The sequence below is a fragment of the Aerosakkonema sp. BLCC-F183 genome, from assembly GCF_041929145.1.
GTDB lineage: Bacteria > Cyanobacteriota > Cyanobacteriia > Cyanobacteriales > Aerosakkonemataceae > Aerosakkonema.
Window position 1 is genome coordinate 156,715 of sequence record NZ_JBHFNU010000087.1, and the last position, 21,797, is coordinate 178,511.

The window sequence follows — 21,797 nt, forward strand, 5'->3', positions numbered from 1 at the left end:
CTTCTACCAAAATGAGCGGGTTATCAAACCCGCTCTTACTATTATAAATATGTGCAATCTGGGGGAATAAATATTAGATGATTTCGATAAAAATGGGCGCAATTTATTGTGCTATTTCTTATTTTATCTCGATACAATGTATCTTGAGTATAGGGCAACGCACTAAACGATCGTTAGAGTCTCTATGAAAATAGCAAGTCAAATTTTATCAAATTGATTCAACATTGAGGTATAATCTCGCCAAATGAATCAGCTAGCGCAGTAATAGGTTAACTATACTATGAAGGTTTATAATTTCATCTCGGCTCAAATTCCTGACGAATTTTTTTGGCTGAATGAGCCAAAAACATATTTTTTCGAGCGAGGTCTTCATTTAGTTACTAAATCAAAGACTGATTTTTGGCAAAAAACGCATTATGGCTTCCAACGAGATGACGGTCACTGTTTATTAACTAATATTCAAGAGGATTTTTCCTTAAAAACGCGAGTTCAGTTTAACCCAAAATCACAATACGACCAGTGTGGACTTATTGCCAGAATAGACAGTGAAAATTGGATAAAATGTTCAATTGAGTACGAAAATGAGGAAATTAGTCGGCTTGGCTCAGTTGTCACAAATTATGGTTTTTCAGATTGGTCAACACAAGACATATCTTCCGATGTCAAATCAGCGATGTATCGACTTAGTAAGCGGTCGCAGGACTTTCTGCTTGAGTATTCACTCGATGGGATAAAATGGCACCAAATGAGGATTGCTCACCTCCATGACTTTAAAGGTTCTATCGATGTAGGAGTCTATGCGTGCAGTCCTATTGGTGAAGAATTTCAATGCAAATTTGACTTCATTGAAATTGACAAAAATAATTGGCATTATCAAGAAGCTAACAATTAAATCCCCTTCAATCCGCTCCTCAACCTCCTGATATAATTACCCGATCGCACTTTGCCGAAAAGGAGAGTGCGTTGGCGAAGAAAAGCGCGTATCGCATACCGCAGCCTACGCCAACCCAATTTTCATAAGAGCAAACATCAAACGACCTTTCGCCTTTCACCTTGACTTTTCAAGCCACAGATAGCGGCTGCTGCGGAATAGTTCTCGGTTGTGGCAGTGGTTTTCCTTCTGCTTCAAACCACTCAATTAAGGAAGCAATAACCTCTTGTCCATGCCTTGCAGCTTCCTCATGAGTCTGTCCATCTGTGCAAGGTTGCATCACCAACTCAGCAAACTCTGGCAGAAACACTACAAAACAACCATCCTCATCCGACCATTGAATAACCATACTGTAAAGTGAGTTCATTCCTCAGAATCCTCCATTTCTTCTAGTTCTCTCCTTGCCGCATTCACCTGCTTTTCTAAATATAATGGTGCATCATCTCCATCTTTCCGAGCAATCACAATTGGCTGACTTAATAAGGGATGACTCCACACCTGATGACTACCCTTCCCTTGTCGATAAGTAAATCCTGCATCCAAAAGTAACTTTTTCAGTTCTCTAATTTTTTTCGGCATCTATTTTCATTTGCATTGCCATTACTAAAGCGATTTTTAAATGCTTGTTAACCAAGGTAACATAGAAAGTGAGGATAGAGGGCGATCCGCGATACGCGCTTTTCTTCGCCAACGCACTTTGCCGAAAAGGAGAGTGCGATCGCTCCGGTAGATATACTGCAAAGGGAAGAGCGCCTATGCTACAATATTTAGTATTATTAATGTAAAAATCCAAACAGTGTATGCTACACACATTTGAAGCCGTACTGAAAGGAAACGTTTTAGAGTGGTCTAACGACGCTCCAAAACAAAGCGATCGTCCCTTAAAAGTTTACGTTACTTTATTAGAAGAAGATTCAAGTTTAAGCGCCGATATACGCCGTCAAAAAGTTGGTGAAATTTTCCAAAAAATTGCGGCGAGTAATGCCTTTGCTAGTGTTAGCGATGCGGTTGAATGGCAGCGAGAGTTGCGTCAAGATCGTTCGCTTCCGAGTAGGGATGAATAATGTTACTTGATAGCAATATTATTATCTACGCTTCCCAGGCAGAACACCCACAGATCCGGCAGTTTATCGGCGAACATGACATAGCAGTATGTGCTTTAGAATCTAAAATAGGGTTAGGAAAAATTATCGATCGCTTGGAGAGATTGCAATGAAAAAAATACCGGATGAACGGGAATTGTTGGAATTATTGGAAATGGCAAGAAACTTTGAACAGCAAATAAGAGAACAGTGCCAGCAGGCTAAGTTAATCTACGATCGATGCGAAAAACAAATCAGTGAAATCAGCGAATCAACTGTGCAGAAGACTCGTTGACTGTTAAACAGATTAAAAATGCGATCGCATTCTGGGGGAAGATGGAAGTGCGATATGCCTACGGCAGGCTACGCCAAGGCATTCTGGGAAAGATGGAAGTGCGATCGCATTTTTGGAGAAGATGGGAAGTGCGATCGCTCGCTCGCTTATTAAGTAAAAACTGCGGGAATTACCTTGATGCCCTTCTGAGCAGCTACATAAACTCTATGTCTGCCACTATATACTTCGTAAGGGGGTTTACCCTTGTTAAGTGCGATCGGATCGCTTTTGCTGTGAATTAGGCGTTCGATAGAGTCAGGAGAATTTTCTATTGAGCGTATTTTACCCTCATTGAGTTCGCTTCTCTTGGGAACTCTAATATCTGACATTTTTACAGGCGTAGTTTCCATGTTCTTTCCTCCCTAGTTTATTTGTTTTTAACTTCTTGTTTACGCATCCACTGAGCTAAACGCTCTAGTTGATGTCTGACAAAAATTTTAATTTTTGGCTGATTTCCCACATATTGAGCTATGCCAGGACTAATTTGGTAGTAGAGATTAACTAATAGAACTCATAATTAACTCGTTATAAAATATATATAAATTTAAGATTTTTTAAATCTAAATTTATACTTTTTTTCTACTCAAGACATTGGCTAAGCCGCTCGAACAAGTGGATCATAGCAGAGTAATGATGTATGTAGTGAGGATCGTATATAACTGGTAAATGACCCATTGGTGCTGAGTCTTTATAAATATAAATAGGGCTTATGTCGGCTGATTTCCAGCCTACTATGTCATTGAATTTACGCCAAGTATCGAACCCAGCTGATTGAGCAATTTCTTCCTCGCTTCTTTCAATTTTTTCTCGCTTATCAAATTCTTTTTTCTCAATGTAAAGATTAATAAAAATCTCACGGTGAATTTTATGTTGAACGCTAATACCAAAATGTTCTTCGCTGTATTTGACCCAGAGCCTATCTATAGTACATATATCTGTACAAGGAATTCTTTGCGTCTTCGTTTTTTCAGGATCGGGATTAGATAGGTTAAGGTCTATATAGGAAATCTTTTGGAAAAGAGATTTAGTTTCCTTGTTAGCGGATTCAAAGTCTTTTACTGCAAGAAAATTACGTAGGTTTCGATAATCTATTCCTACTGCTGAACTTAAATCATCATTTAGTTGACTCTCATCAACTTCAATAAATTTGTTTTGATTCGCGCTATTAGTCGAATTTTCTTTTATGCTGTCATATATGATCTGGATTAAATCGACTAAGCTTAAGTTGGTAGAGAATAAAAAATAAGCAATTGAAGCCCCTATTACAATCAATATAAATATAAAAAATCCCACGATTAATCCCTCACTTACTCAAAGAATTTATTTATATATACAACCGCAATAAGAGATTTAACTAAAGCGATCGCACCCTATTAACCGTCTCCCTATCCTTCTCACTTCTCCAGTGCGTTAAACTTCTTTAACGCACACTAAATTAGCTACAAAACGAGCTTGTCACCGCCTCTAATTCTATATTTGATTTTTCTCCACCATTCAGGCGCATCATTACTACCTAGTACAACACAATCAACCTCACTAGGCAATAGATCAAAAAGTTTTTGAACAAGTGCTGTACCACGACCTTTGTTTCTATTCGCTTCAGCTACTTCCACAACTTTGATTTTAACTTTAGTTGTTGATATTCTTTCAGCACTAATAGCATCATCAAAATTATCTCGACAACGGATTTTTATCCAGTTCCCAATTTGATAAAGATCGGCATCAGCACTCCTTGTGTCAATGTAAAGTTCCATATAGTTCACTTTTCCTCCATTGCCTATACCTATAGTTGTAAATTATCCTACCTAAATTAAAGTCTGTTAGTCAGAAATGTCGGTACTTTTGTAACCATAAAATGTCAGAAATGTAAGAAATATCAGAAATGTCGGATATTTCGCATATAATTAGGAGAAGCCATACGCCATTCCTGACATGATGGACATTAAAGAAATCTTAAAATTGGCAGACGAGCTAGTTTCCGCCAAAACGGGGGAACACTTGGACTATCTGCAAGAAGCTATTCTGCGTGGGACTCTGCAAGGTCGGAAATACTCAGACATCGCAGAAGAAATGCACGCCAGTGAAGGTTATGTCAGAGATGTCGGTTCAAAACTATGGAAAATCTTATCTGAAGTATTTGGAGAAGAGATTACGAAAAGAAATTTTCGAGCCATATTAGAGAAGGATAAAGTTTATAATTTTTCATATCATGGCCATGTATATAATCAAAAACATATAGGAATTAATAACCTTAACATCTGTTCCCAAACTCCTCAATCTCCACAAGTCGCGCAACAACCCCAGCAAACCCCAACGCAACCGCACATCGACTTAGGCGACGCACCGGAAATTTTCAGCTTCTACGATCGCACAACCGAACTCACCACCCTCGAAAACTGGATAGTACGCGATCGCACTCGCCTCATCGCACTTCTAGGAATCAGCGGAATAGGCAAAACCACCCTTGCATTACAACTGATAAAACAAATCAAAAATAACTTCGATTACGTTATCTATCGCAGTCTTCGCTTTTCCCCAACTCTAGAACAAACCCTGACTAACCTACAACAAATCTTCTCTCCCAAATCAGAACCGATCCAAAATATTGAAACGCAACTTTCCCAACTTCTCAACAACCTACGCCAGCATCGCTGTTTAATTGTCCTTGATGATGTACAGATGCTTTTCAGCGCCGGACAACTAGCAGGACAATATCGTTCTGGTTATGAAAATTATCACCTTTTTTTCCAACTAATTACAGAAATTAGCCACCCTAGCAGTTTAATATTAAATAGTTGGGAAAAGCCAAGAGAATTTGTCCAATTTCACCAAGAAAATAACCAGATGCGCTGCTTAGTTATAGAAGGTTTGAGAGATGCAGCTAAAGAAATATTCAAAAACCACGAATTATTAGATGAAAACTGTTGGCAAACTTTAATTGATACATATCAAGGCAATCCGCTTTGGTTACAATTTACTGCTAACTTGATTAAGGAGTTATTTCTCGGCAGCGTTTCTGACTTTTTGCAATGTGGCACTGTGATTTTAAGCGAACCTTTGCAAGCACAATTAGACCAACAATTTCAGCGTTTAACCCAACAAGAAATAGCGGTAATGAAGCAGCTTGCTAAAGAAACAGAACCCGTTTATTTACCGCAAATTTTGAAAGTAATGCAGTTATCGGCATCAGACTTATTAAATGCTATTCAATCACTGAGGTGGCGGTTACTATTGGGTGCAAAAGAAGAGAATAAGACCGCATTTTTTACTTTAAATACCGTGTTAAAACAGTATGTTAAAAATCGATATTTCAATTAAATTACAGCAAATTGCAGTCAGATGTCGTACACAGATACCCGACTTCTTGGAGAAGTCGGAGATCTCACCTCACTCGTACACAGATCCCCGACTTCTTGGAGAAGTCGGGGATCTGACCTCACTCAGAAAGCAATCCGCTATATTAGCGTCACCAAATTGATTCAAGATTTAACACAAATCCCGGTAAAATATCTTCTCCAGACAAACTAACAGGAGATTCTAAAATTTCCACTTCTTGACCTTGCCGATAAATTTCTACTCTTCGCGACGATCGAACAATCAACCACCCCAAACGAGTACCATTATCCATATACTCCTGCATTTTTTGTTGAGTTGCACTTAAACTATCGCTTGGCGAAAGTAATTCAACGACAAAATCAGGACAAAGGGGAAGAAATTTCTTCTGTTGTTCATTATTTAAAGCATTCCAGCGTTCTAAAGGTATCCAAGCTGCATCGGGAGAACGGTCTGCACCATTTGGCAATTTAAAACCTGTGGAAGAGTCAAAGGCAATACCTGTACCATCAAGATCTGTCCAGTTAAATAACTGTTGCGTCAACCTACCATTACGGTTTCCCGTTTCTCCTCCAGTCGGTGGCATAATAATTAATTCTCCGTTAGCATTGCGTTCAAATCTCAAATCGCGGTTATCCTGACATAGCTGGAAAAATTGCTCATCTGTCAGTTTAATGATGGAATTGAAATTGACGGTTAAAGCATTCATATCAAAATTAACCAGGTGAAAGTTTGCTGATTTTTGAATTTAAATCGTTAATCTTTCTGATGTTCAACATAAGAGCGCAGCACAGCATTCATCAAAGATTGATAACCCTTTCCTTGGCTTTTAAACCAATCTAACACATCGCTATCAACCCTGATAGAAATTGCTTTTTTGGTGATGGGTTTTACCAGTTTGGCTTTTGACCAGAAATTTGCATCTAACTCAGGAATATCAGATGTATCAATGGCATCTTCTGGGATGTTTTGTAATTCTTCAAGTCGTTTCGGCGAGATACTCATAGTAGGTTTTTATTTCTTGTCGAGTGGCTTTTCTGGCAGAGATGATGCGGATAACTCCATTTCTTTCAGTATGCGCTACTGTGACGATAACGACACCCTGTATTGCGCCGATACTGATTTCTCGGATTTCTCCGTAGTCGAAACGCTCATCAATGGCGGTAAATACGATTCCGTCAAAGATTTCTTGAGCTTCTTCAAAACTAATGCCATGTTTCCTCAGATTTTGGGCGTTTTTGTCTTCATCCCATTCAAACAGCATGAATATGTATATACAAAATGTATCTACTTATAAGATAGCATAAATCCGATACGCGCTACGCGCAGGCTAAGCGATCGCACTTTTGGGAAACGTAGAACTGTGCGATCGCACTTTGCCGACAATAACAGTGCGATCGCATATAGATCTGTTAGTTCTCAATAGTGGGATGGGGCGATACGCGCTACCCGCAGGCTACGCCAACGCATACAGCACCGTACCCCAATCCGCTTTTCACAATAGCAAACATCAAACTGGCACTCGGCGGATTGAAAAAGGCGATAAGTACACTCCCGTAGCACTCTAAAAAATAGAATTTTGCTCAATATTTAAATATAATAGATTTAAGTTATAAAATTACCAGCCATAGCCTATGCCTACTTATGAAGAGGTACTCAATCAAGTTCAAAGTCTTACTCTTACTGACAAATTCAAGTTGTTAGAAGAATTAAAAACTATAGTCAGCGTTTCTGGAGAAGTGGAAGATGATGATGAAATAATCACAGATGAAGAAATAGCAGAAAGCGAAGCAGCTTGGCAAGACTATTTAGCAGGACGCGATCGCGGTATATCTTCAAAAGAATTAAAACAAAAGCTGTTAGGAGAAAAAGTTGACTGATTATATTCTCTTGAAAGCAGCGCAACGTTATCTGGAACGGATGCAGCCAGATGACCAAATTCGGATTATTAATGCTTTAGATACTTTAATTAGCAACCCTACAGGACTTGATATTAAGCCACTAAAAGGCCGTCCTGAGTTGCGGTTGCGGGTGGGTAAATATCGGGTATTGTTTAGAGAAGATACGCAGAATCAATTGTATGTTGTTACGGCAATTGGTTCGCGTGGGGATGTGTACAAATAGGAGCGATCGCACTCTCCTTTTCGGCAAAGTGCGATCGCATCTAGGTCTGTTAGTCCTCAATAGTGGGATGGGGCGATACGCGCTAAGCGCAGGCTACGCCAACGCATACAGCACTCTACGCCAACCCGCTTTTCACAACAGCAAATATCAAACAACCTTTGCTTCAGGTATCGGACGACCTAACTCTTGTGCAGTTTCAATCCATTCTTGCACGATCGCTTGTACAGTTTACAAATACAAATAGCTGTACATATTTAAAACCCAAAAGCTAAAGCATCCAACATATATTTACTTTTCTCCCTTCCCACTTCCAGATATATTTCCAATAATTCCTCATAAGTAGCCAATCCGCCTACAATATTCCAAAACTCATCTCCAATAACTACTGTTTCATTAAAAGGCAGGTAATTTTTGGCCTGTGACCATTTATAATCGGCTTTTGTGACACCATAGGGATTATAAGGCATGGCATAATAAGCTTGCAGTTGTGGACGATTTCCACCCCGTAGTAAGTGAAATCTCAACAAACGTTGGGTAACTTCTAAGCATTGTCCTTTATTCGGCTTGGGAGCTTTTATTTCAAATAAGTATTCCGTTCCGTCATCAGCTAAAATATAAAGGTCAGCACGTACAGTTTTTGTTACTAAATCATCAATTCGCCTAGCATTAAGTACTGCTGTTATCATCTGCTCAAAAGATGGTTTAGCTTTTCCTTTATTAGCAGCAGATTCATAATATTCTTTCTGGCGTTCCGCTTCTGCAAAAGCTGCCTGACTAACTTCCGCTGTTATATCATATCCTCTGCGTGCATCTGGATGATATTCAAGAGCAATTAAACGAGCGCATTCTTCCAGAGAATTTCCTAATCTGGTACTTAAACCCCGCTCAAATTGATTTATGCGTATTAATTCTGGTGGAATTAGCGCGGCTTGAAAAGGTTTTAATTCTCCTTTGTCGGAAGTGCGGGATAGGTACTCTATTGCCGTAGTTGGTTTTTCAATTACACGCCCTTTATATTCATCTACAATTCCTTGGATAAAGCCTTCTATATATCCTTTAATTATCTCACGTTTTTTTGCACTAATATCTGCCATATTTAACCACCTAATTACAAAATTACTTCTAACAAAGCTTTGGTTAAATGGTAAATAACCGGAACTGACACAGCATTACCAAATTGATGTTTGGCTGTAGTTTCATTATCGGCAATTTTGAACCATTGAGGAAAGCCTTGCAATTTGGCGTAATCTTGTGCAGTCAGAGGCCGAAAATTTTTATTTTGATATATTTCTCTAATAAATGTTTTTTTATATGCTTCTGGTTCTTGACATTCTATGGATATTGTCGCTACAAAATCTCTAGTTCCTGTTGCGGTTAAAGTTCCTATTGCATCCGCATGAGGTAAGAAAATTTTAGAAATTCCGTTAATCCCTGAAGAAATTTTAGAGTTGACGAATTCATAGCATTTTCCCTCTACTATTCGCAGAATTTCTTTGGCAACTAAAGTATCAAGTTCTGCTAAGGCTAACTCAGGAATAAGTGTTTCTAAAACTTGGAAGCTTAAAGGATTACCATCTTTGTTTCCATAAATCTTTTTGCGACGATTTCTCAGGATTGTCTTACAAATTAATTTTTCCCTTGCTGTTGTCTCGATTAAGTCCCAGGAATGAATGGTAGTGTGTCCATCTCTAATGTCAGTAAATAAGAAAAAATCATTTAATTCATCTATTTTTTGAAATCTCCCTCTTGCCGCTGGAATTTTTCCATCAAATAAAACTTGAGGAGAAAATTTTTTCTTAATAAAATTACTCCTCTCAATACCTGGAATAACATCATAAAGTTTTAGCTGCTTATCTAAGGGTTTAGGAAAGGTAAATCCCCAGCATTTTTCTAGGTCATTCCTAATCCCAACAATAAACAGTCTATCTCTATCTTGCGGCACTCCAAAATCGTAGGAATTTAGTACCTTGTATTTGACTACATAACCTGATGCGGTCAGATTATTAATTATGTATTTTAGGCTTTGTAGATTTCTTGGTTCTGTTAAACCTTTAACATTTTCAAATATAAATGCTTTGGGTTGATTAGCTTTTACTACTCTAAATACATCCATCCATAGCTTGCCTCTTGGGTCATCCAAACCTTGTAATTTACCTGCGATCGACCAAGGTTGACAGGGAACACCACCAACTAATACATCTACTCCAAAAGGAAATTGACTCAGCTTGGTAATATCTCCCAAATTTGCTTCCTCTGAATTGGCATCTTTAATAAAATTTTGTTGATAAACTTTAATCGCTTCTTTATCAATTTCTGAATAGCCTAAACATTTTCCTCCTAATTCTTCTAGAGGAATTCTAAATCCACCTATACCAGCAAATAGGTCTACAAACGTAAATTTGCATTTTCCCGGTATAATAGATGTGGGCTTAAATAATTCAAATAATTCAAGCTGTTGAGCATAAACACTTGGATTCATTTGATTTTCGATCTAGCTGAATTCAAATATAGTATAGCAGATTTGGGCAATTATCTGAACAGGTGAATGCCTATAGCAGGCTAGGCGATCGCACTACATGGTCTGTGGGAAAATGCAGAGACGTTGTATGCAACGTCTCTGCATCTTAGTAAAACTATTCTACCCCTTCAATCCGATCCTCAACCTCCTGATACAACTCCCTCAACAGATCCAAATTACTCTCACTCGTTTCCCAATAACCGCGACCGTTTACTTCCAATAAAGTGGAAACAACTTTGCGGAAAGAATGAGGATTCAGATTCATCAAACGATTTCGCATTTCCTCATCTTTGATAAACGTGCTGTTAGTATCTTCGTAAATCCAGTTATCCACAGCGCCAGCGGTCGCACTCCAACCCATCGTATTTACTAACCGTTTGGAGAGTTCGCGCACGCCTTCGTAACCGTGCGATAGCATACCTTCATACCACTTGGGATTGAGTAGTTTGGTACGCGCATCTAAACGGACGGTTTCTGATAGCGTCCGCACCTGTGCGTTGGCGGTGGTGGTGTCAGCAATATAGGATGCTGGGGTTTTGCCATCGCCGCGCAAGTTGGCTACCACTTTGGTGGGATCTGAATCGAAGTAGTGGGAAACATCGGTTAAGCTAATCTCGGAAGAATCGAGATTTTGGAACGTGACATCGGCAGATTTAAGTGCAGTTTCAAAAATCTTCCGAGACTGTTCCATCGTGCCGGGACTATCGGATGTGAAAGCAAAGGATTTGCGAGTTAGGTACATTTCCTGTAACTCAGCTTCGCTTTCCCAAGTGCTGTTCTCTACTGCCAAGTTGATGTTAGAAGAATAGGAACCGGAAGCGTTGGAGAAGACGCGAGTGGCAGCTTGCCGCAAGTTAATTCCCATTTCGGCAGCTTGTTCTAATGCGTGTTTGCGAACGAAGTTCATTTCTAATGGTTCGTCTGCTTCCGCCGCCATCTTCACAGCTTGGTCGAGTAAGTTCATCTGATTGATGAACAAATCGCGGAATACTCCGGAACAGTTGATGACAACATCAATCCGAGGACGACCTAATTCTGCTAATGGAATTAGTTCGAGTTTGTTCACTCGTCCCAAAGCATCCGGTACTGGTTTTACACCCACCATCCACATAATTTGGGCGAGGGATTCGCCGTAGGTTTTGATGTTATCTGTTCCCCAGAGAACGCAGGCGATCGTCTCCGGCCATTTGCCGTTTTCAGCACGTTGCCGATCGAGCAATCTATCTACTACTATTTTCGCAGATTTCACCGCTGCTGCTGTGGGAATTGATTGCGGATCTAAAGCGTGAATATTCTTACCCGTCGGCAATACATCCGGATTGCGAATCGGGTCGCCACCCGGCCCGGGTAAAACATATTCGCCTTCCAAAGCTTTCAGCAATCCACCCAATTCGTTATCCGCACAAACTTGTTTGAGGCAGAATTCCAAATATTCAAACAGCGGTTTGATCGCTTCCGGATCGACTTTGGTGTAACCAGCTTTGTGCAATGCTTCGATCCAAGGTTCCTTCTTACCCATATTGAAGAAGTTGAGCTTGGAAACGAGGGAAACGCGACCGTCTGCATCGGTTTGTTCTTTCACCAAAGCAGAAACAGCGGCGCGGGTAGCTTGGGTGATGTCTTGCAATAGTTGTACATCTGACAACACACCTTTATCGTTGTTGCTGTAAATTTCGTCGATATTGCGATCGATACTATTGGCGATAATCCGAGGCAAACTCAGAATCTCTTCCTCTGTGCGATCGAGATTGGCTATATTCACCAAAGTTGCGATCGCTTCCTCTGCACTCGGCGGTTTCCCAATTACGTGCAAACCGCAAGGTAACAACCGCGATTCAATTTCCATCAAGCGCCGATACACCAAACCGATCAGGGTATCCCGTTCCTCAGCAGTTAAATCTTTGGCATCTTTTTCCGGCAAATCGATATCTTTATCCAGATTCACCATCCGGCATTTATCCATAATTGTGTTCACAATCGGAATGCCGCGTCCGGTATCTTTCAAAGTTTGATAAGAGGCGATCAATTCGCTCAATTCTTGCAAACCTTTGTAAAGTCCGGCATTCTCTGCTGGTGGCGTCAGATAGCTGATCGTTTCCGCGTAGCTGCGGCGCTTGGCGATCGTCGCTTCGCTGGGATTATTTGCCGCATAATAATAGATGTTGGGAATCTTGCCGATCAGCGAATCTGGATAACATTCTCCAGACATTCCCATCTGCTTTCCTGGCATGAATTCCAACGAACCGTGAGTGCCGAAGTGCAGCACTGCATCCGCTTTCCAAATCCGTTCCAAATAAGTGTAATAAGCGGCGAAACCGTGGTGCGGACTGGCAGAACGGGAGAACAACAAGCGCATCGGGTCGCCTTCATAACCGAATGTCGGTTGCACGCCGATAAACACATTGCCGAACTGTTTGCCGTAAATTAATAAGTTCTGTCCGTCGCTGTTCAGATGTCCGGGCGGTGGCCCCCAATTTTCTTCTAAGCGTACTGAGTAGGGAGTTAATTCTTCATACTCAGGTACTGACATTTTGTAAGCGATATTTAATTCTGGGGTGCTGTATTGCGCTTGGGCGTCGTGGATGACTTCCTGCATTAATTTTTCGGCTGAATCTGGCAATTCCGGTAAGTCGTAGCCGTTATTTTTGAGGGCTTTCATCACCTCATAAATTGAGCCGAAAACATCGAGATAAGCAGCAGTTCCGACGTTGCCTTTATCGGGTGGGAAGCTGAAAACTGTGATCGCAACTTTCTTTTCCAGTTTCGGTTTGCGACGCAAGTTAGCCCATTTGAGGGCGCGTTGCGCGATCGCTTCAATCCGATCTTGCAGTGCGATCGCTTTCCCGGTTGCCCCATCCCGACCGGATAGTATAATCGGTTCGATCGCGCCATCCAATTCTGGAATTGCGATCTGCAAAGCTACTTGAATCGGGTGCAATCCCAATTCGCTATCTTGCCATTCTTCGGTGGTTTGGAACACCAAAGGTAAGGCAACCATGTAAGGACGATTCAACCGTTTGAGCGAATCAATTGCTTTTGGATGGTCTTGTCGGGCTGGGCCACCTACGAGGGCAAATCCTGTCAGTGAAACTACCGTATCTACTAATGTTGTCTTCGTAGCTGCATTGTAGAAATACGTATCCACCGGTTTGGAGAAGTCCAACCCACCGGCAAACACAGAAATTACCCGTGCGCCCATCGCTTCCAATTCTTGCACCATCGCTACATAATGTGCATCATCGCGAGTGACGAGATGGGTGCGCTGCAACACCAAACCAACGCAAGGCGCTAAGGGATCTTTGAGATCGGCGGGAATATCGTTGCGCGTATTATACCAGTTAAAGTATTCTTTGACATCCTCAAACATTGTCGGTGCTAAAGGATGCCAGATGCCCATATCCGGATAGGTGACGGGATCTTGGAATTGGACTTTCTGCTGTCCTTTGAGAACGTATTTGTCTGCTAGCATCAGCAGGAAGTTTTCCAGGTTCTCGGAGGAACCGCCCAACCAATATTGGAAGCTGAGCATGAAGTTGCGGGCATCCTGCGCTTTGTCCATTGGCAGGTATTTCAGGACTTTGGGCAGGGTTTGCAGCAGTTTCAGCATTCCATCTTGGAAGCCAGAACCGGATTTTTCCTTCCGTTTCCGCATGAATTGGGCGATCGCACTTTTCGATTGGCCCAACTGCGCCATCGAGAAGCTGCCCATTTTGTTCAGGCGCATTACCTGGGGCATGGAGGGGAAGACAACGGCGACATCGAGCTTGTCCCGGTGCGGTTCCACTGCGGCTACGACCTTTTCCGCTAAGTCCTCGATGAATATCAGCGACGCAATAAAAACATCGGCAGAGGCGACATCCCGCTTGAAGTCGTCGTAGTTGTCGCGATCGCGCAGTTCTTCGATCAAATAGCCGCTGATTTCGATCGCTAGATTTGGGTTGTTTTCGTTTATCGAGCGAACCGCCGCTGATAGGGCGCTCTGATATTGCGGCTCTAACACGACATAGACCACCTTGATCAAAGAGCGCCCTTGCAGGTTGTCAGGCTTAATGTGTCGAATGGTGGACTTGACGTGGGTGAACATTCAGTTAGGCTCCTTATGATGCGGTAGATTCCTCAGTCAATTGTTGGATGCGGCATCGGTCAGATCGTCCCCAGTGTTGGCGGTTGAGCTTGACACCTCACACCCAACACAAAAGACCCCAGAGTCGCTCAAAGCGTCGCTCTTGGTGCCGATCGCTCAAAGTGGCTTATGTGTTGTTTTACCAGAAAACGCTTATCAGATGCGGGTTTTGGCCCTTATCTGACACAATTTGATAACAAATTCGCAATATTTTTTTACAATACTTGACATTTTTGACAGTATGTACTTAAATTCTATTGGCGCTGGGTAAACTTAATATCTTTGCATAAAAAATTGATAAGCTGCACAAGCTAAGCAGTTATTTTAAATTTTGATAAACTTTATAGTTAATTATTTACTATTTACTTACATAAAATTTATATCAGCACCATTAAACTAATAATATACTCGATCGAGGCAAGCATCTTAAAATCAACAACCATACTTTCACAGACATGAAGATGCGCTTATCCAACCGCATATTAGTGCCTCAATTATAACTGGAGGGAGATTAACATGAGTTTTGCTATCTTCAACGAGAGTTTCTACCTAGAAAATTATGCCGATGTCAGAGAGGCGGTCGCATCTGGGCTTTTTAGTTCTGGCTTGCAGCATTTTCAACAGTTTGGTGTAGTAGAAGGCCGTACTTTAATATCTCCATCCTTTGACGAAGCAACTTATCTGGCTAGAAATCCCGATGTAGCGGAAGCAGTTCGAGTTGGACTTTTCCGATCTGGGTTGCAACATTTCATCGTTTTCGGAGAAGCAGAGGGTCGTTCTGGAACTCCAGCCGCAGGCCCAGATCCAGTTACTTTTTTCAACGAAAAGGCGTATTTAACAAACAACCTCGATGTTTCTGAAGCCGTCAGGCTTGGCACTTTCAAGTCGGGTTTGGAACACTACCAAAAGGTTGGACAGTTTGAGGGAAGAACGGGTTATTTCACTGCTTCTAATGCTAGCGATGTTGTCACTGCCTTTGGCAGCAAAACTCAGATTTACGGAGTTGCTATTGCTAGTGCAGTAGGAGACATTAATAGTGCTACATACGATGTGAGAATTACAAGCAAGGGTGATGGAGAAATCGATACCCTGATTGGCAGTTCCGGATCGGATCAGTTTGTTGTGGGAGTCGGTCGCATTACAAGCAGCACCGCTACAAATAGCTACCAATCTTTCTATCTAAATTCTAAGGATGTCGGCACTAACGATTACGCTATAATTCGTAATTTCGAGAAAGGGAAAGACACAATCGTACTCGGCGGCACACCAAATCAATTTACTTTGGTTCCCAATGGTTCTGGCGGTGACTATTTAATTTATACTGCCTCCAACAGCAATTTAGGCAAACAAAACGATTTGGTTGCTGTTGTAGAAGGAAATCCGAATTTAGCACTACTCAACCCATCAGACGCTGTGAAAAGCGGGTTTACTCTCCTGGGCTAAAATTCGGTTAAAATCTACAAAACAAGGGGCGGGTTGACGCACAACCCGCCCTTTTGTCAGGAGATGAATAATATTTTTAGATGGGGGACTGGTGTAGCAGAACAAAAAACTACTTCCCTTTGTTCAATAGACATCTCGAAAAATTCTTGTGGGGTAGGCATCCTGCCTGCCCTTTGAGATTCTTTTGGAGGAGATGTCTAAATACCCAGTCATCAATCCCCAACCACCGATCGATTTAAAATTCTACTTGGTGGCGATGATGATTCCGTGAGGAGTCCAAGCATTGCAGTCAATACGCTCCATTTTTGTGAAGCCGGCATCTCGCAGGCATTTTTCGTGATCTGCCCAGGAGTAAATCATGCCGCCTGTAGCGGGAAGCGCCATAAAGTAGGGTGAATCGAGTGCCGCCATTACAGGGCCATCTTCGTTATCGGAGGAGATGGAGTTGAAGATGATTACCGAACCACCTGGTTCCAATGCTTCATAAGCTTTACGAAGCAAGAATGTGTTTTCTTCTAATGTCCATATGACTAGCACATGGATAAACATGAAACAATCATGGCCTTTGGGAAACTCGTCAACGAAGATATCAACGCCACGAACGTGAATGCGATCGGTTAGTCCGTGTGCATCGATTTTCTTTTGTGCGATCGGACAGCTAGCAGGAATTTCCAGCAGGGTGATATCCAAGTTCGGATAAGCAGCAGCTACAGTTGTGGCGTTGGTAGCATCTCCACCACTCACATCTACCACCTTCTGGAATTTGGAAAAGTCAACATTTTTGATCAACAATGGATTGGCCAACCTTGACCAAGAACCCATATAGTTGTAGAATACCTTTTCGATTTCTGGGTGTTCGATAAAGCGATGATAGAGATCTGGCCCTTCTCCTGGGAACTGTCTCAAACCCACGTTGCGATTTTGGCGCAAGGACTCTACAAAATCTAGCTGTCCTACATAAACAATGCGAGCCTCAAACAGAACGGTATCGTAAAATTCTTGCCAAATGCCATCCACAAACAGCATTTGCATTACAAAACTGTTCCGATATGTATCGCCCTCTTTAATAACAAGTTTTAGAGCAGTTAAACCTAGCATTAAACACTTCGTCGGGTATGCTTCTAGGTTCAGCCGATCGCCAATTTCTTCTTTGGTAAGATCGGGTTCTCTAGAAAGCAATTCAAATACTCCCAACTCACAACCTGCATAGAGATATTGGAAAGCAGCGTGACCAAATAGCAACATGGTCAAGTCGCTCATTTTTAAGGAATCTTTGTTGTCCTTAAGCAACCTGAGTGTTTCCCCATCTACAGATGTTTTTTGAGAATTCGCTACATCCAAAAAGTTAAGTAAAGTCGTCATATTTACTTCTATCCTTTGTCTTCTCTATTTGGGGAAGGTTTCTGGGCTTATTAGTCATACCTAATCGTTTTTAAAGACTCTTTATAAACATATTTAATTGAGTCATTAATTAGCTCGTTTAGGTATCATTGTTGACTATCATCGCACCCTATTTTTAGATCCGTCAATACCAGCAGTCGCTGAGACTGCGATCTGCCAACTAATCCTTCTCATTCCTCCCAACACCCATCGCAGTCATCTGTTTTGTCCAACATAAGTGTTATTTCAAGACTGCTTTGCTCGGAGAAAAGTAGGAAAAGTATAGCAATTACATATATTTTTTGGTTACGCAGTACGGCAAAGTAACAAGTTTACTCAAAAATTGTATTTTAATACTCAATTACGAGAGCCAAGGTAGTATACGGTCGTGCCGACTTATGCCGAATATATCAAATTCAAGCTTTGAGAGGCCGATCCTAGAGGATTTTGGATTTTGATTTATTAGATAATTTAAATTTTAAATAGCTGAGTTTGCTGATAAAATTTATACTCAAACTCAGCTAAGTATGGGTTACCCAACTTTAATACAAGTAGAGACTGATGAACACGATAACCACCGAGATCCCGATCGCAAACCCAGGCTTTGAACTACCTTTTCTGGGAGACAACGAATTTACCGTTCAGGATGTACCCGGTTGGCAAATATACGACCCATCTGGGTTGATACTGATTCCCTTCGTTTCCAACTATGCCGTCTTAAATCCCGCCACCTACTCGTATCCGGGACAAGCGCCGCAAGGCAATAATGTGGGGGCAATTTTTTTGGGGCTCGACCCAGGTAGTGGCGAGGTGGCATTAACGCAAACCCTCAGCAGTGTATTGGAAGCCAACACGACCTATAATTTACAGGTGAAAGTGGGCAATGCCGCCCCGGATGAGTTTACTCCTTTTGGTTTCCCAGGCTACCGAGTCGAATTGTTGGCAGGCGATCGAGTAATCGGCCAAGACAACAACACTCAAAACCCCATCGAAGGCAGTTTTGGTATTTCGACCGTCAAATATACCGCCGCAGCCAATGACCCCAATTTGGGTCAACCTCTGCAAATTCGATTGTTTAATATTTTGCAAGGTACAGGTGCAGAAGTCGGCTTCGATGATGTCAAGTTAGAAGCAACTAAAACTACTATTGTCAACGCCGGATTTGAAGACCCTCCCCTTGTCAAAGGCGGCGAAGTCTCCTATTTAGTCATACCTGGTTGGGAAATCTACGACCCATCCGGCGTCATCGATCCGAACGAGGGATCGGGTCCTGCGGTATTCAATCCCGCACCGATTTTTTATCCCAACGGGGTATCGGAAGGCAATAATGGCGGCGGTCTTTTTAACACCAAAGGGCCGGGAAGTGGCATCCTGGGGATAACGCAGAAACTGCCCCTGACATTAGAAGCTAATACCGTCTACAATTTAAAATTTGATGTGGGCAATATCGCCCCCAGTCCCGATTTCTCCGCACTCGCGGGTTTCCCCGGTTATACGGTGCAACTGATGGCGGGCGACCGCCTGATTGCCCAAGACTACGATACTGTCAGGCCGGCGGAAGGTGCTTTTGTTCCCTCTTCCCTCACTTACAGCGCTGCTGCTAATGACCCGAATTTGGGCAAACAACTGGAACTGCGAGTGCTGAATTTGTCACTGGCGGAAGGTCAAGAAGTTAGTTTTGATAATTTCCGCTTAGATATTACTGGACTTCCGAAAGGATTGTTTAACGAAGCGTACTATCTGCAAAATAACACCGATGTCGCTGTCGCTGTAAGCTCTGGCAAATTTTCTTCGGGATTCGCTCATTTCGGTGCTTTTGGTTTAAAAGAAGGTCGGACATCCATCTCGCCATATTTCAACGAAGCTGCTTACTTGGAAACCTACAGCGATGTGGCAGATGCTGTCAGCATAGGCGTTTTTTCTTCTGGTCTGCAACACTTTATCGATTTTGGCTACGAAGAGCAACGCTACTCGCCTATGTCCGCAGGACAGATGGGGAACGCCCAAGATGCTTATTTGCAAAGATACACCGATGTCGCTCAAGCTGTAGCAGCAGGAACTTTCATCTCCGGTTACGATCACTATCTCCAGTCAGGCGCAGCTGAAGGCCGCATTTTCTAGAATGTTGATTTAGTTAGGAATGATGCAAAGAACCCGGTTTCTATGAAAAATTGTCGCTTGGGGATGATAAAACCAAGAAACTGGGTTTCTTTGCCCCGAAAACAGCTGGCTCGATCGTTTATTTCCGTAAATATCTGTATTATCTAGCCTAACTAATTTTTAAGTTTATGATAAATTTGTAAGTGTTTATACTTAACAAGAGGATTCAAGGTGAGGAGTGATGAACATTATAACCACCGAGATACCGATCGCAAACCCAGGTTTTGAACTACCCTTTCTGGGAGACAACGAATTTACCGTTCAGGATGTACCCGGTTGGCAGGTCTATGACCCATCAAACCTCATATTAATACCCTTCGTTTCTAACTATGCCGTATTGAATCCTGCCACCTACTCTTATCTAGGTGAAGCGCCGCAAGGCAATAATGTGAGTGCAATTTTTTTGGGACTCGACCCAGGTAGCGGCGAGGTAGCGCTAACCCAAACCCTCAACAGTGTGTTGGCACCCAACACGACCTATAATTTACAGGTGAAAGTAGGCAATGCCGCCCCGGACGAATTTACTCCTTCCGGCTTCCCAGGTTATCGAGTGGAATTGTTGGCAGGCGATCGAGTAATTGCCCAAGATAATAACACTCAAAACCCTTTAGAAGGCAATTTTGCACTTTCCACAGTCAAATATACCTCGTCAGCCAATGACCCCAATTTGGGCAAGCCTCTGCAAATTCGATTGTTTAATATTTTGCAAGGTACAGGTGCAGAAATCGGTTTTGATGATGTCAAGTTAGAGGCTACTACTCCGACCGTCATCAACAGCGGGTTTGAAGATCCCGTTCTGGCGGACAATGATTACACTACTCAACTGGTTCCAGGTTGGCAAGTATATGACCCATCCAACCTGATTAGCGTACCGGGGGTTGGTAACTATGCAGTGTTAAATCCTGCCACATACTCTTATCCACAAGAAGCTCCTGAAGGCAATAATGTGGGAGCTATTTTTTTGGGGCTACCACCAGGAAGCGGTGTCGTTGGCTTAACCCAAACACTTCCTACTGTCTTGACGGCTGACACCACATATCAGTTAAAAGTTAAAGTCGGTAATGCCGCACCCGATGAATTCACCTCTCCCGGCTTTCCTGGGTATGCGGTGCAGCTGTTGGCTGGCTCTCAAGTAATTGCCCAGGATAATAACACCCTCAATCTGCCGGAAGGGACTTTTGGCGAATCAACTGTCACTTATTCGGCTGCTGCTAATGACCCCAATTTAGGCCAACTATTGCAAATTCGTTTGCTCAATATCTTGCAGAACAAAGGTGCAGAAATTGGTTTCGATGATGTCAGATTCGACATTACCAAACTGCCGCCAAAGTTATTTGACGAAGCATATTATCTGCAAAATAACCCCGATGTGGCGGAGGAGGTTAAGGCGGGCAAAATTACTTCTGGATTAGCGCATTTTAATTTATCCGGTCGGAAAGAAGGCCGCACATTGATATCGCCCTATTTCAACGAAGCTAATTACTTGCAAAAATATAAAGATGTGGCAGATGCTGTCGCCGCAGGGGTTTTTTCTTCTGGGCTGGAACACTTTATCTATTTTGGTTACGATGAGGGACGGGCTCCTGATGTAGGAGTTCCCGGTTCGGGCGATCTTTATTTACAAAAATACCCTGATGTAGCGACAGGAATAGCAAACGGAACTTTCAAGTCTTGGTACGATCATTTTCTCCAGTTTGGCTTGAAGGAAGGACGATCGCCCACTTATTTCTACCCTGACGATTATGAAGGGTATTACCCCGATGTCGCTGCGGCTGTAGCAGACCCAAACGACAATATAGTATCGGCTTTCGATCACTTTGTCCAAATTGGGCAATATGAAAATCGACTTCCCATTTTCAGCGGTACTAGCGGTAATGATGTCGTACAAGCTTTTGGATTAAAGCCATTTTTATTCGGCATTGATTTTAAGGTGCTGGGCTACGATCCTGTAGATTATATATCGGCAAGTACTGGTTTGGGCGAGATCGATATTCTGATCGGTTCGCCTGGTGCAGAGGTTTTTCAGCTGGGTCACGGTACTTCCCCATCTAATCCCAATGGCATCCAGTATTATATTGGTGGCGGTGCAAATGACTACGCGATAATTCGCAATTTCGAGAAAGGAGTTGACGTCATCGAGAGCGTAGATCCTAACCTTGTGCAACAAGTTCAAGATGGAAATCTCAGACTCTTTTCCAGGGGTGACTTAGTTGCGGTTTTGGAAGGGGTAACAACTCAATTGACTCGCACGAGTGGAGGTGATTTCGTTTTCCTACAGGGAACTGTTTTCTTCACCTAAAAAGGTTTTCATGTCGATCGTTCGCGGTTCGTTGCACATTGTTTATTGTCGATTACCATTAACTATGAAC

Annotated in this window: 26 protein-coding genes; 13 read left to right on the forward strand and 13 right to left on the reverse strand. The window is 42.2% G+C overall.

From position 1 onward, the window contains the following. Positions 1-280: 280 nt before the first annotated feature. Complete coding sequence (locus ACE1CD_RS25605; protein ID WP_374792798.1) at positions 281-892, forward strand: DUF1349 domain-containing protein; 612 nt, start codon at positions 281-283, stop codon at positions 890-892. A 169-nt stretch (positions 893-1,061) separates the two neighbouring features. On the opposite strand, the gene ACE1CD_RS25610 is transcribed toward ACE1CD_RS25605, so the two are convergent. From ACE1CD_RS25610 to ACE1CD_RS25620, 3 genes are read right to left on the reverse strand one after another with little or no spacing between them, the layout of a single operon-like run. After that, entirely contained in the window at positions 1,062-1,298 is a 237-nt protein-coding gene (locus tag ACE1CD_RS25610; RefSeq protein WP_374792799.1) for a type II toxin-antitoxin system HicB family antitoxin, read from the reverse strand. After that, complete coding sequence (locus tag ACE1CD_RS25615; protein WP_374792800.1) at positions 1,295-1,510, reverse strand: type II toxin-antitoxin system HicA family toxin; 216 nt, start codon at positions 1,508-1,510, stop codon at positions 1,295-1,297. Before ACE1CD_RS25615 ends, ACE1CD_RS25610 begins: the two co-directional genes overlap by 4 nt. Continuing rightward, complete coding sequence (locus ACE1CD_RS25620; protein ID WP_374826669.1) at positions 1,494-1,724, reverse strand: hypothetical protein; 231 nt, start codon at positions 1,722-1,724, stop codon at positions 1,494-1,496. The genes ACE1CD_RS25615 and ACE1CD_RS25620 overlap by 17 nt, the downstream gene beginning before the upstream one ends. A 7-nt stretch (positions 1,725-1,731) precedes the next feature. Between ACE1CD_RS25620 and ACE1CD_RS25625 the strand changes: the two genes are divergently transcribed. From ACE1CD_RS25625 to ACE1CD_RS25640, 4 genes are read left to right on the forward strand one after another with little or no spacing between them, the layout of a single operon-like run. Further along, positions 1,732-1,995: a hypothetical protein gene (locus ACE1CD_RS25625; RefSeq protein WP_374792803.1), complete on the forward strand. Its 264-nt coding sequence runs from the start codon at positions 1,732-1,734 to the stop codon at positions 1,993-1,995. Beyond that, positions 1,995-2,147 carry a hypothetical protein gene (locus ACE1CD_RS25630; RefSeq protein WP_374792805.1) on the forward strand — a complete coding sequence of 51 codons (153 nt, stop codon included), beginning with the start codon at positions 1,995-1,997 and terminating at the stop codon, positions 2,145-2,147. The genes ACE1CD_RS25625 and ACE1CD_RS25630 overlap by 1 nt, the downstream gene beginning before the upstream one ends. Next, positions 2,144-2,308: a hypothetical protein gene (locus ACE1CD_RS25635; RefSeq protein ID WP_374792807.1), complete on the forward strand. Its 165-nt coding sequence runs from the start codon at positions 2,144-2,146 to the stop codon at positions 2,306-2,308. Before ACE1CD_RS25630 ends, ACE1CD_RS25635 begins: the two co-directional genes overlap by 4 nt. 18 nt (positions 2,309-2,326) lie before the next feature. Further along, a complete protein-coding gene (locus tag ACE1CD_RS25640; RefSeq protein ID WP_374826670.1) occupies positions 2,327-2,461 on the forward strand; it encodes a hypothetical protein in 135 nt (44 codons plus the stop codon). Here ACE1CD_RS25640 and ACE1CD_RS25645 read toward each other — a convergent pair. The 3 genes from ACE1CD_RS25645 to ACE1CD_RS25655 form a co-directional block, all read right to left on the reverse strand. Next, positions 2,458-2,697 (reverse strand): hypothetical protein, encoded by a 240-nt coding sequence (locus tag ACE1CD_RS25645; RefSeq protein WP_374826671.1) that lies wholly within the window; start codon positions 2,695-2,697, stop codon positions 2,458-2,460. The two genes, ACE1CD_RS25640 and ACE1CD_RS25645, sit on opposite strands and share 4 nt — an antisense overlap. Before the next feature lie 229 nt (positions 2,698-2,926). Beyond that, positions 2,927-3,640, reverse strand: coding sequence for a GUN4 domain-containing protein (locus ACE1CD_RS25650; RefSeq protein WP_374826672.1), 714 nt, complete (start codon positions 3,638-3,640; stop codon positions 2,927-2,929). Positions 3,641-3,786: 146 nt separating this feature from the next. Next, the gene (locus ACE1CD_RS25655; protein ID WP_374826673.1) at positions 3,787-4,101 is read right to left on the reverse strand and encodes a hypothetical protein; all 315 of its coding nucleotides are present in this window, start codon (positions 4,099-4,101) and stop codon (positions 3,787-3,789) included. A 178-nt stretch (positions 4,102-4,279) separates the two neighbouring features. Here ACE1CD_RS25655 and ACE1CD_RS25660 point away from each other — a divergent pair, with 178 nt between their 5' ends. Next, a complete protein-coding gene (locus ACE1CD_RS25660; RefSeq protein WP_374826674.1) occupies positions 4,280-5,665 on the forward strand; it encodes an ATP-binding protein in 1,386 nt (461 codons plus the stop codon). A gap of 148 nt (positions 5,666-5,813) precedes the next feature. Here the strand turns inward: ACE1CD_RS25660 and ACE1CD_RS25665 are convergent, their stop codons facing one another. The 3 genes from ACE1CD_RS25665 to ACE1CD_RS25675 are packed head-to-tail and all read right to left on the reverse strand — an operon-like array spanning position 5,814 to position 6,944. After that, the gene (locus ACE1CD_RS25665) at positions 5,814-6,389 is read right to left on the reverse strand and encodes a Uma2 family endonuclease (protein WP_374826675.1); all 576 of its coding nucleotides are present in this window, start codon (positions 6,387-6,389) and stop codon (positions 5,814-5,816) included. A 47-nt stretch (positions 6,390-6,436) separates the two neighbouring features. Beyond that, the gene (locus ACE1CD_RS25670) at positions 6,437-6,685 is read right to left on the reverse strand and encodes a BrnA antitoxin family protein (RefSeq protein WP_374826676.1); all 249 of its coding nucleotides are present in this window, start codon (positions 6,683-6,685) and stop codon (positions 6,437-6,439) included. Then, entirely contained in the window at positions 6,660-6,944 is a 285-nt protein-coding gene (locus ACE1CD_RS25675; RefSeq protein ID WP_374826677.1) for a BrnT family toxin, read from the reverse strand. Before ACE1CD_RS25675 ends, ACE1CD_RS25670 begins: the two co-directional genes overlap by 26 nt. An 82-nt stretch (positions 6,945-7,026) precedes the next feature. Between ACE1CD_RS25675 and ACE1CD_RS25680 the strand changes: the two genes are divergently transcribed. The 4 genes from ACE1CD_RS25680 to ACE1CD_RS25695 all read left to right on the forward strand — a co-directional run bounded on the left by ACE1CD_RS25680 (position 7,027) and on the right by ACE1CD_RS25695 (position 8,048). Then, positions 7,027-7,248 (forward strand): hypothetical protein, encoded by a 222-nt coding sequence (locus ACE1CD_RS25680; RefSeq protein WP_374826678.1) that lies wholly within the window; start codon positions 7,027-7,029, stop codon positions 7,246-7,248. 66 nt (positions 7,249-7,314) lie between these two features. Continuing rightward, positions 7,315-7,560 (forward strand): hypothetical protein, encoded by a 246-nt coding sequence (locus tag ACE1CD_RS25685; protein WP_374826679.1) that lies wholly within the window; start codon positions 7,315-7,317, stop codon positions 7,558-7,560. Further along, entirely contained in the window at positions 7,553-7,804 is a 252-nt protein-coding gene (locus ACE1CD_RS25690; protein WP_374826680.1) for a type II toxin-antitoxin system RelE/ParE family toxin, read from the forward strand. Before ACE1CD_RS25685 ends, ACE1CD_RS25690 begins: the two co-directional genes overlap by 8 nt. Continuing rightward, positions 7,791-8,048: a hypothetical protein gene (locus ACE1CD_RS25695; RefSeq protein ID WP_374826681.1), complete on the forward strand. Its 258-nt coding sequence runs from the start codon at positions 7,791-7,793 to the stop codon at positions 8,046-8,048. The genes ACE1CD_RS25690 and ACE1CD_RS25695 overlap by 14 nt, the downstream gene beginning before the upstream one ends. A 10-nt stretch (positions 8,049-8,058) precedes the next feature. On the opposite strand, the gene ACE1CD_RS25700 is transcribed toward ACE1CD_RS25695, so the two are convergent. The 3 genes from ACE1CD_RS25700 to ACE1CD_RS25710 form a co-directional block, all read right to left on the reverse strand. Beyond that, positions 8,059-8,898 carry a TdeIII family type II restriction endonuclease gene (locus ACE1CD_RS25700; RefSeq protein ID WP_374826682.1) on the reverse strand — a complete coding sequence of 280 codons (840 nt, stop codon included), beginning with the start codon at positions 8,896-8,898 and terminating at the stop codon, positions 8,059-8,061. A 14-nt stretch (positions 8,899-8,912) separates the two neighbouring features. Continuing rightward, entirely contained in the window at positions 8,913-10,283 is a 1,371-nt protein-coding gene (locus tag ACE1CD_RS25705) for a DNA cytosine methyltransferase (protein ID WP_374826683.1), read from the reverse strand. 154 nt (positions 10,284-10,437) lie between these two features. Further along, positions 10,438-14,406: a magnesium chelatase subunit H gene (locus ACE1CD_RS25710; RefSeq protein ID WP_374792819.1), complete on the reverse strand. Its 3,969-nt coding sequence runs from the start codon at positions 14,404-14,406 to the stop codon at positions 10,438-10,440. A gap of 555 nt (positions 14,407-14,961) precedes the next feature. On the opposite strand from ACE1CD_RS25710, the gene ACE1CD_RS25715 reads away from it, so the two are divergent. Continuing rightward, positions 14,962-15,888 carry a hypothetical protein gene (locus tag ACE1CD_RS25715; RefSeq protein ID WP_374792821.1) on the forward strand — a complete coding sequence of 309 codons (927 nt, stop codon included), beginning with the start codon at positions 14,962-14,964 and terminating at the stop codon, positions 15,886-15,888. 243 nt (positions 15,889-16,131) lie between these two features. Here ACE1CD_RS25715 and ACE1CD_RS25720 read toward each other — a convergent pair whose 3' ends face one another. Then, complete coding sequence (locus tag ACE1CD_RS25720; RefSeq protein WP_374826684.1) at positions 16,132-17,250, reverse strand: methyltransferase; 1,119 nt, start codon at positions 17,248-17,250, stop codon at positions 16,132-16,134. Positions 17,251-17,829: 579 nt separating this feature from the next. Between ACE1CD_RS25720 and ACE1CD_RS25725 the strand changes: the two genes are divergently transcribed. Beyond that, positions 17,830-19,389: a hypothetical protein gene (locus ACE1CD_RS25725; protein WP_374826685.1), complete on the forward strand. Its 1,560-nt coding sequence runs from the start codon at positions 17,830-17,832 to the stop codon at positions 19,387-19,389. 220 nt (positions 19,390-19,609) lie between these two features. Beyond that, entirely contained in the window at positions 19,610-21,727 is a 2,118-nt protein-coding gene (locus ACE1CD_RS25730) for a hypothetical protein (RefSeq protein ID WP_374826686.1), read from the forward strand. Positions 21,728-21,797: the final 70 nt, after the last annotated feature.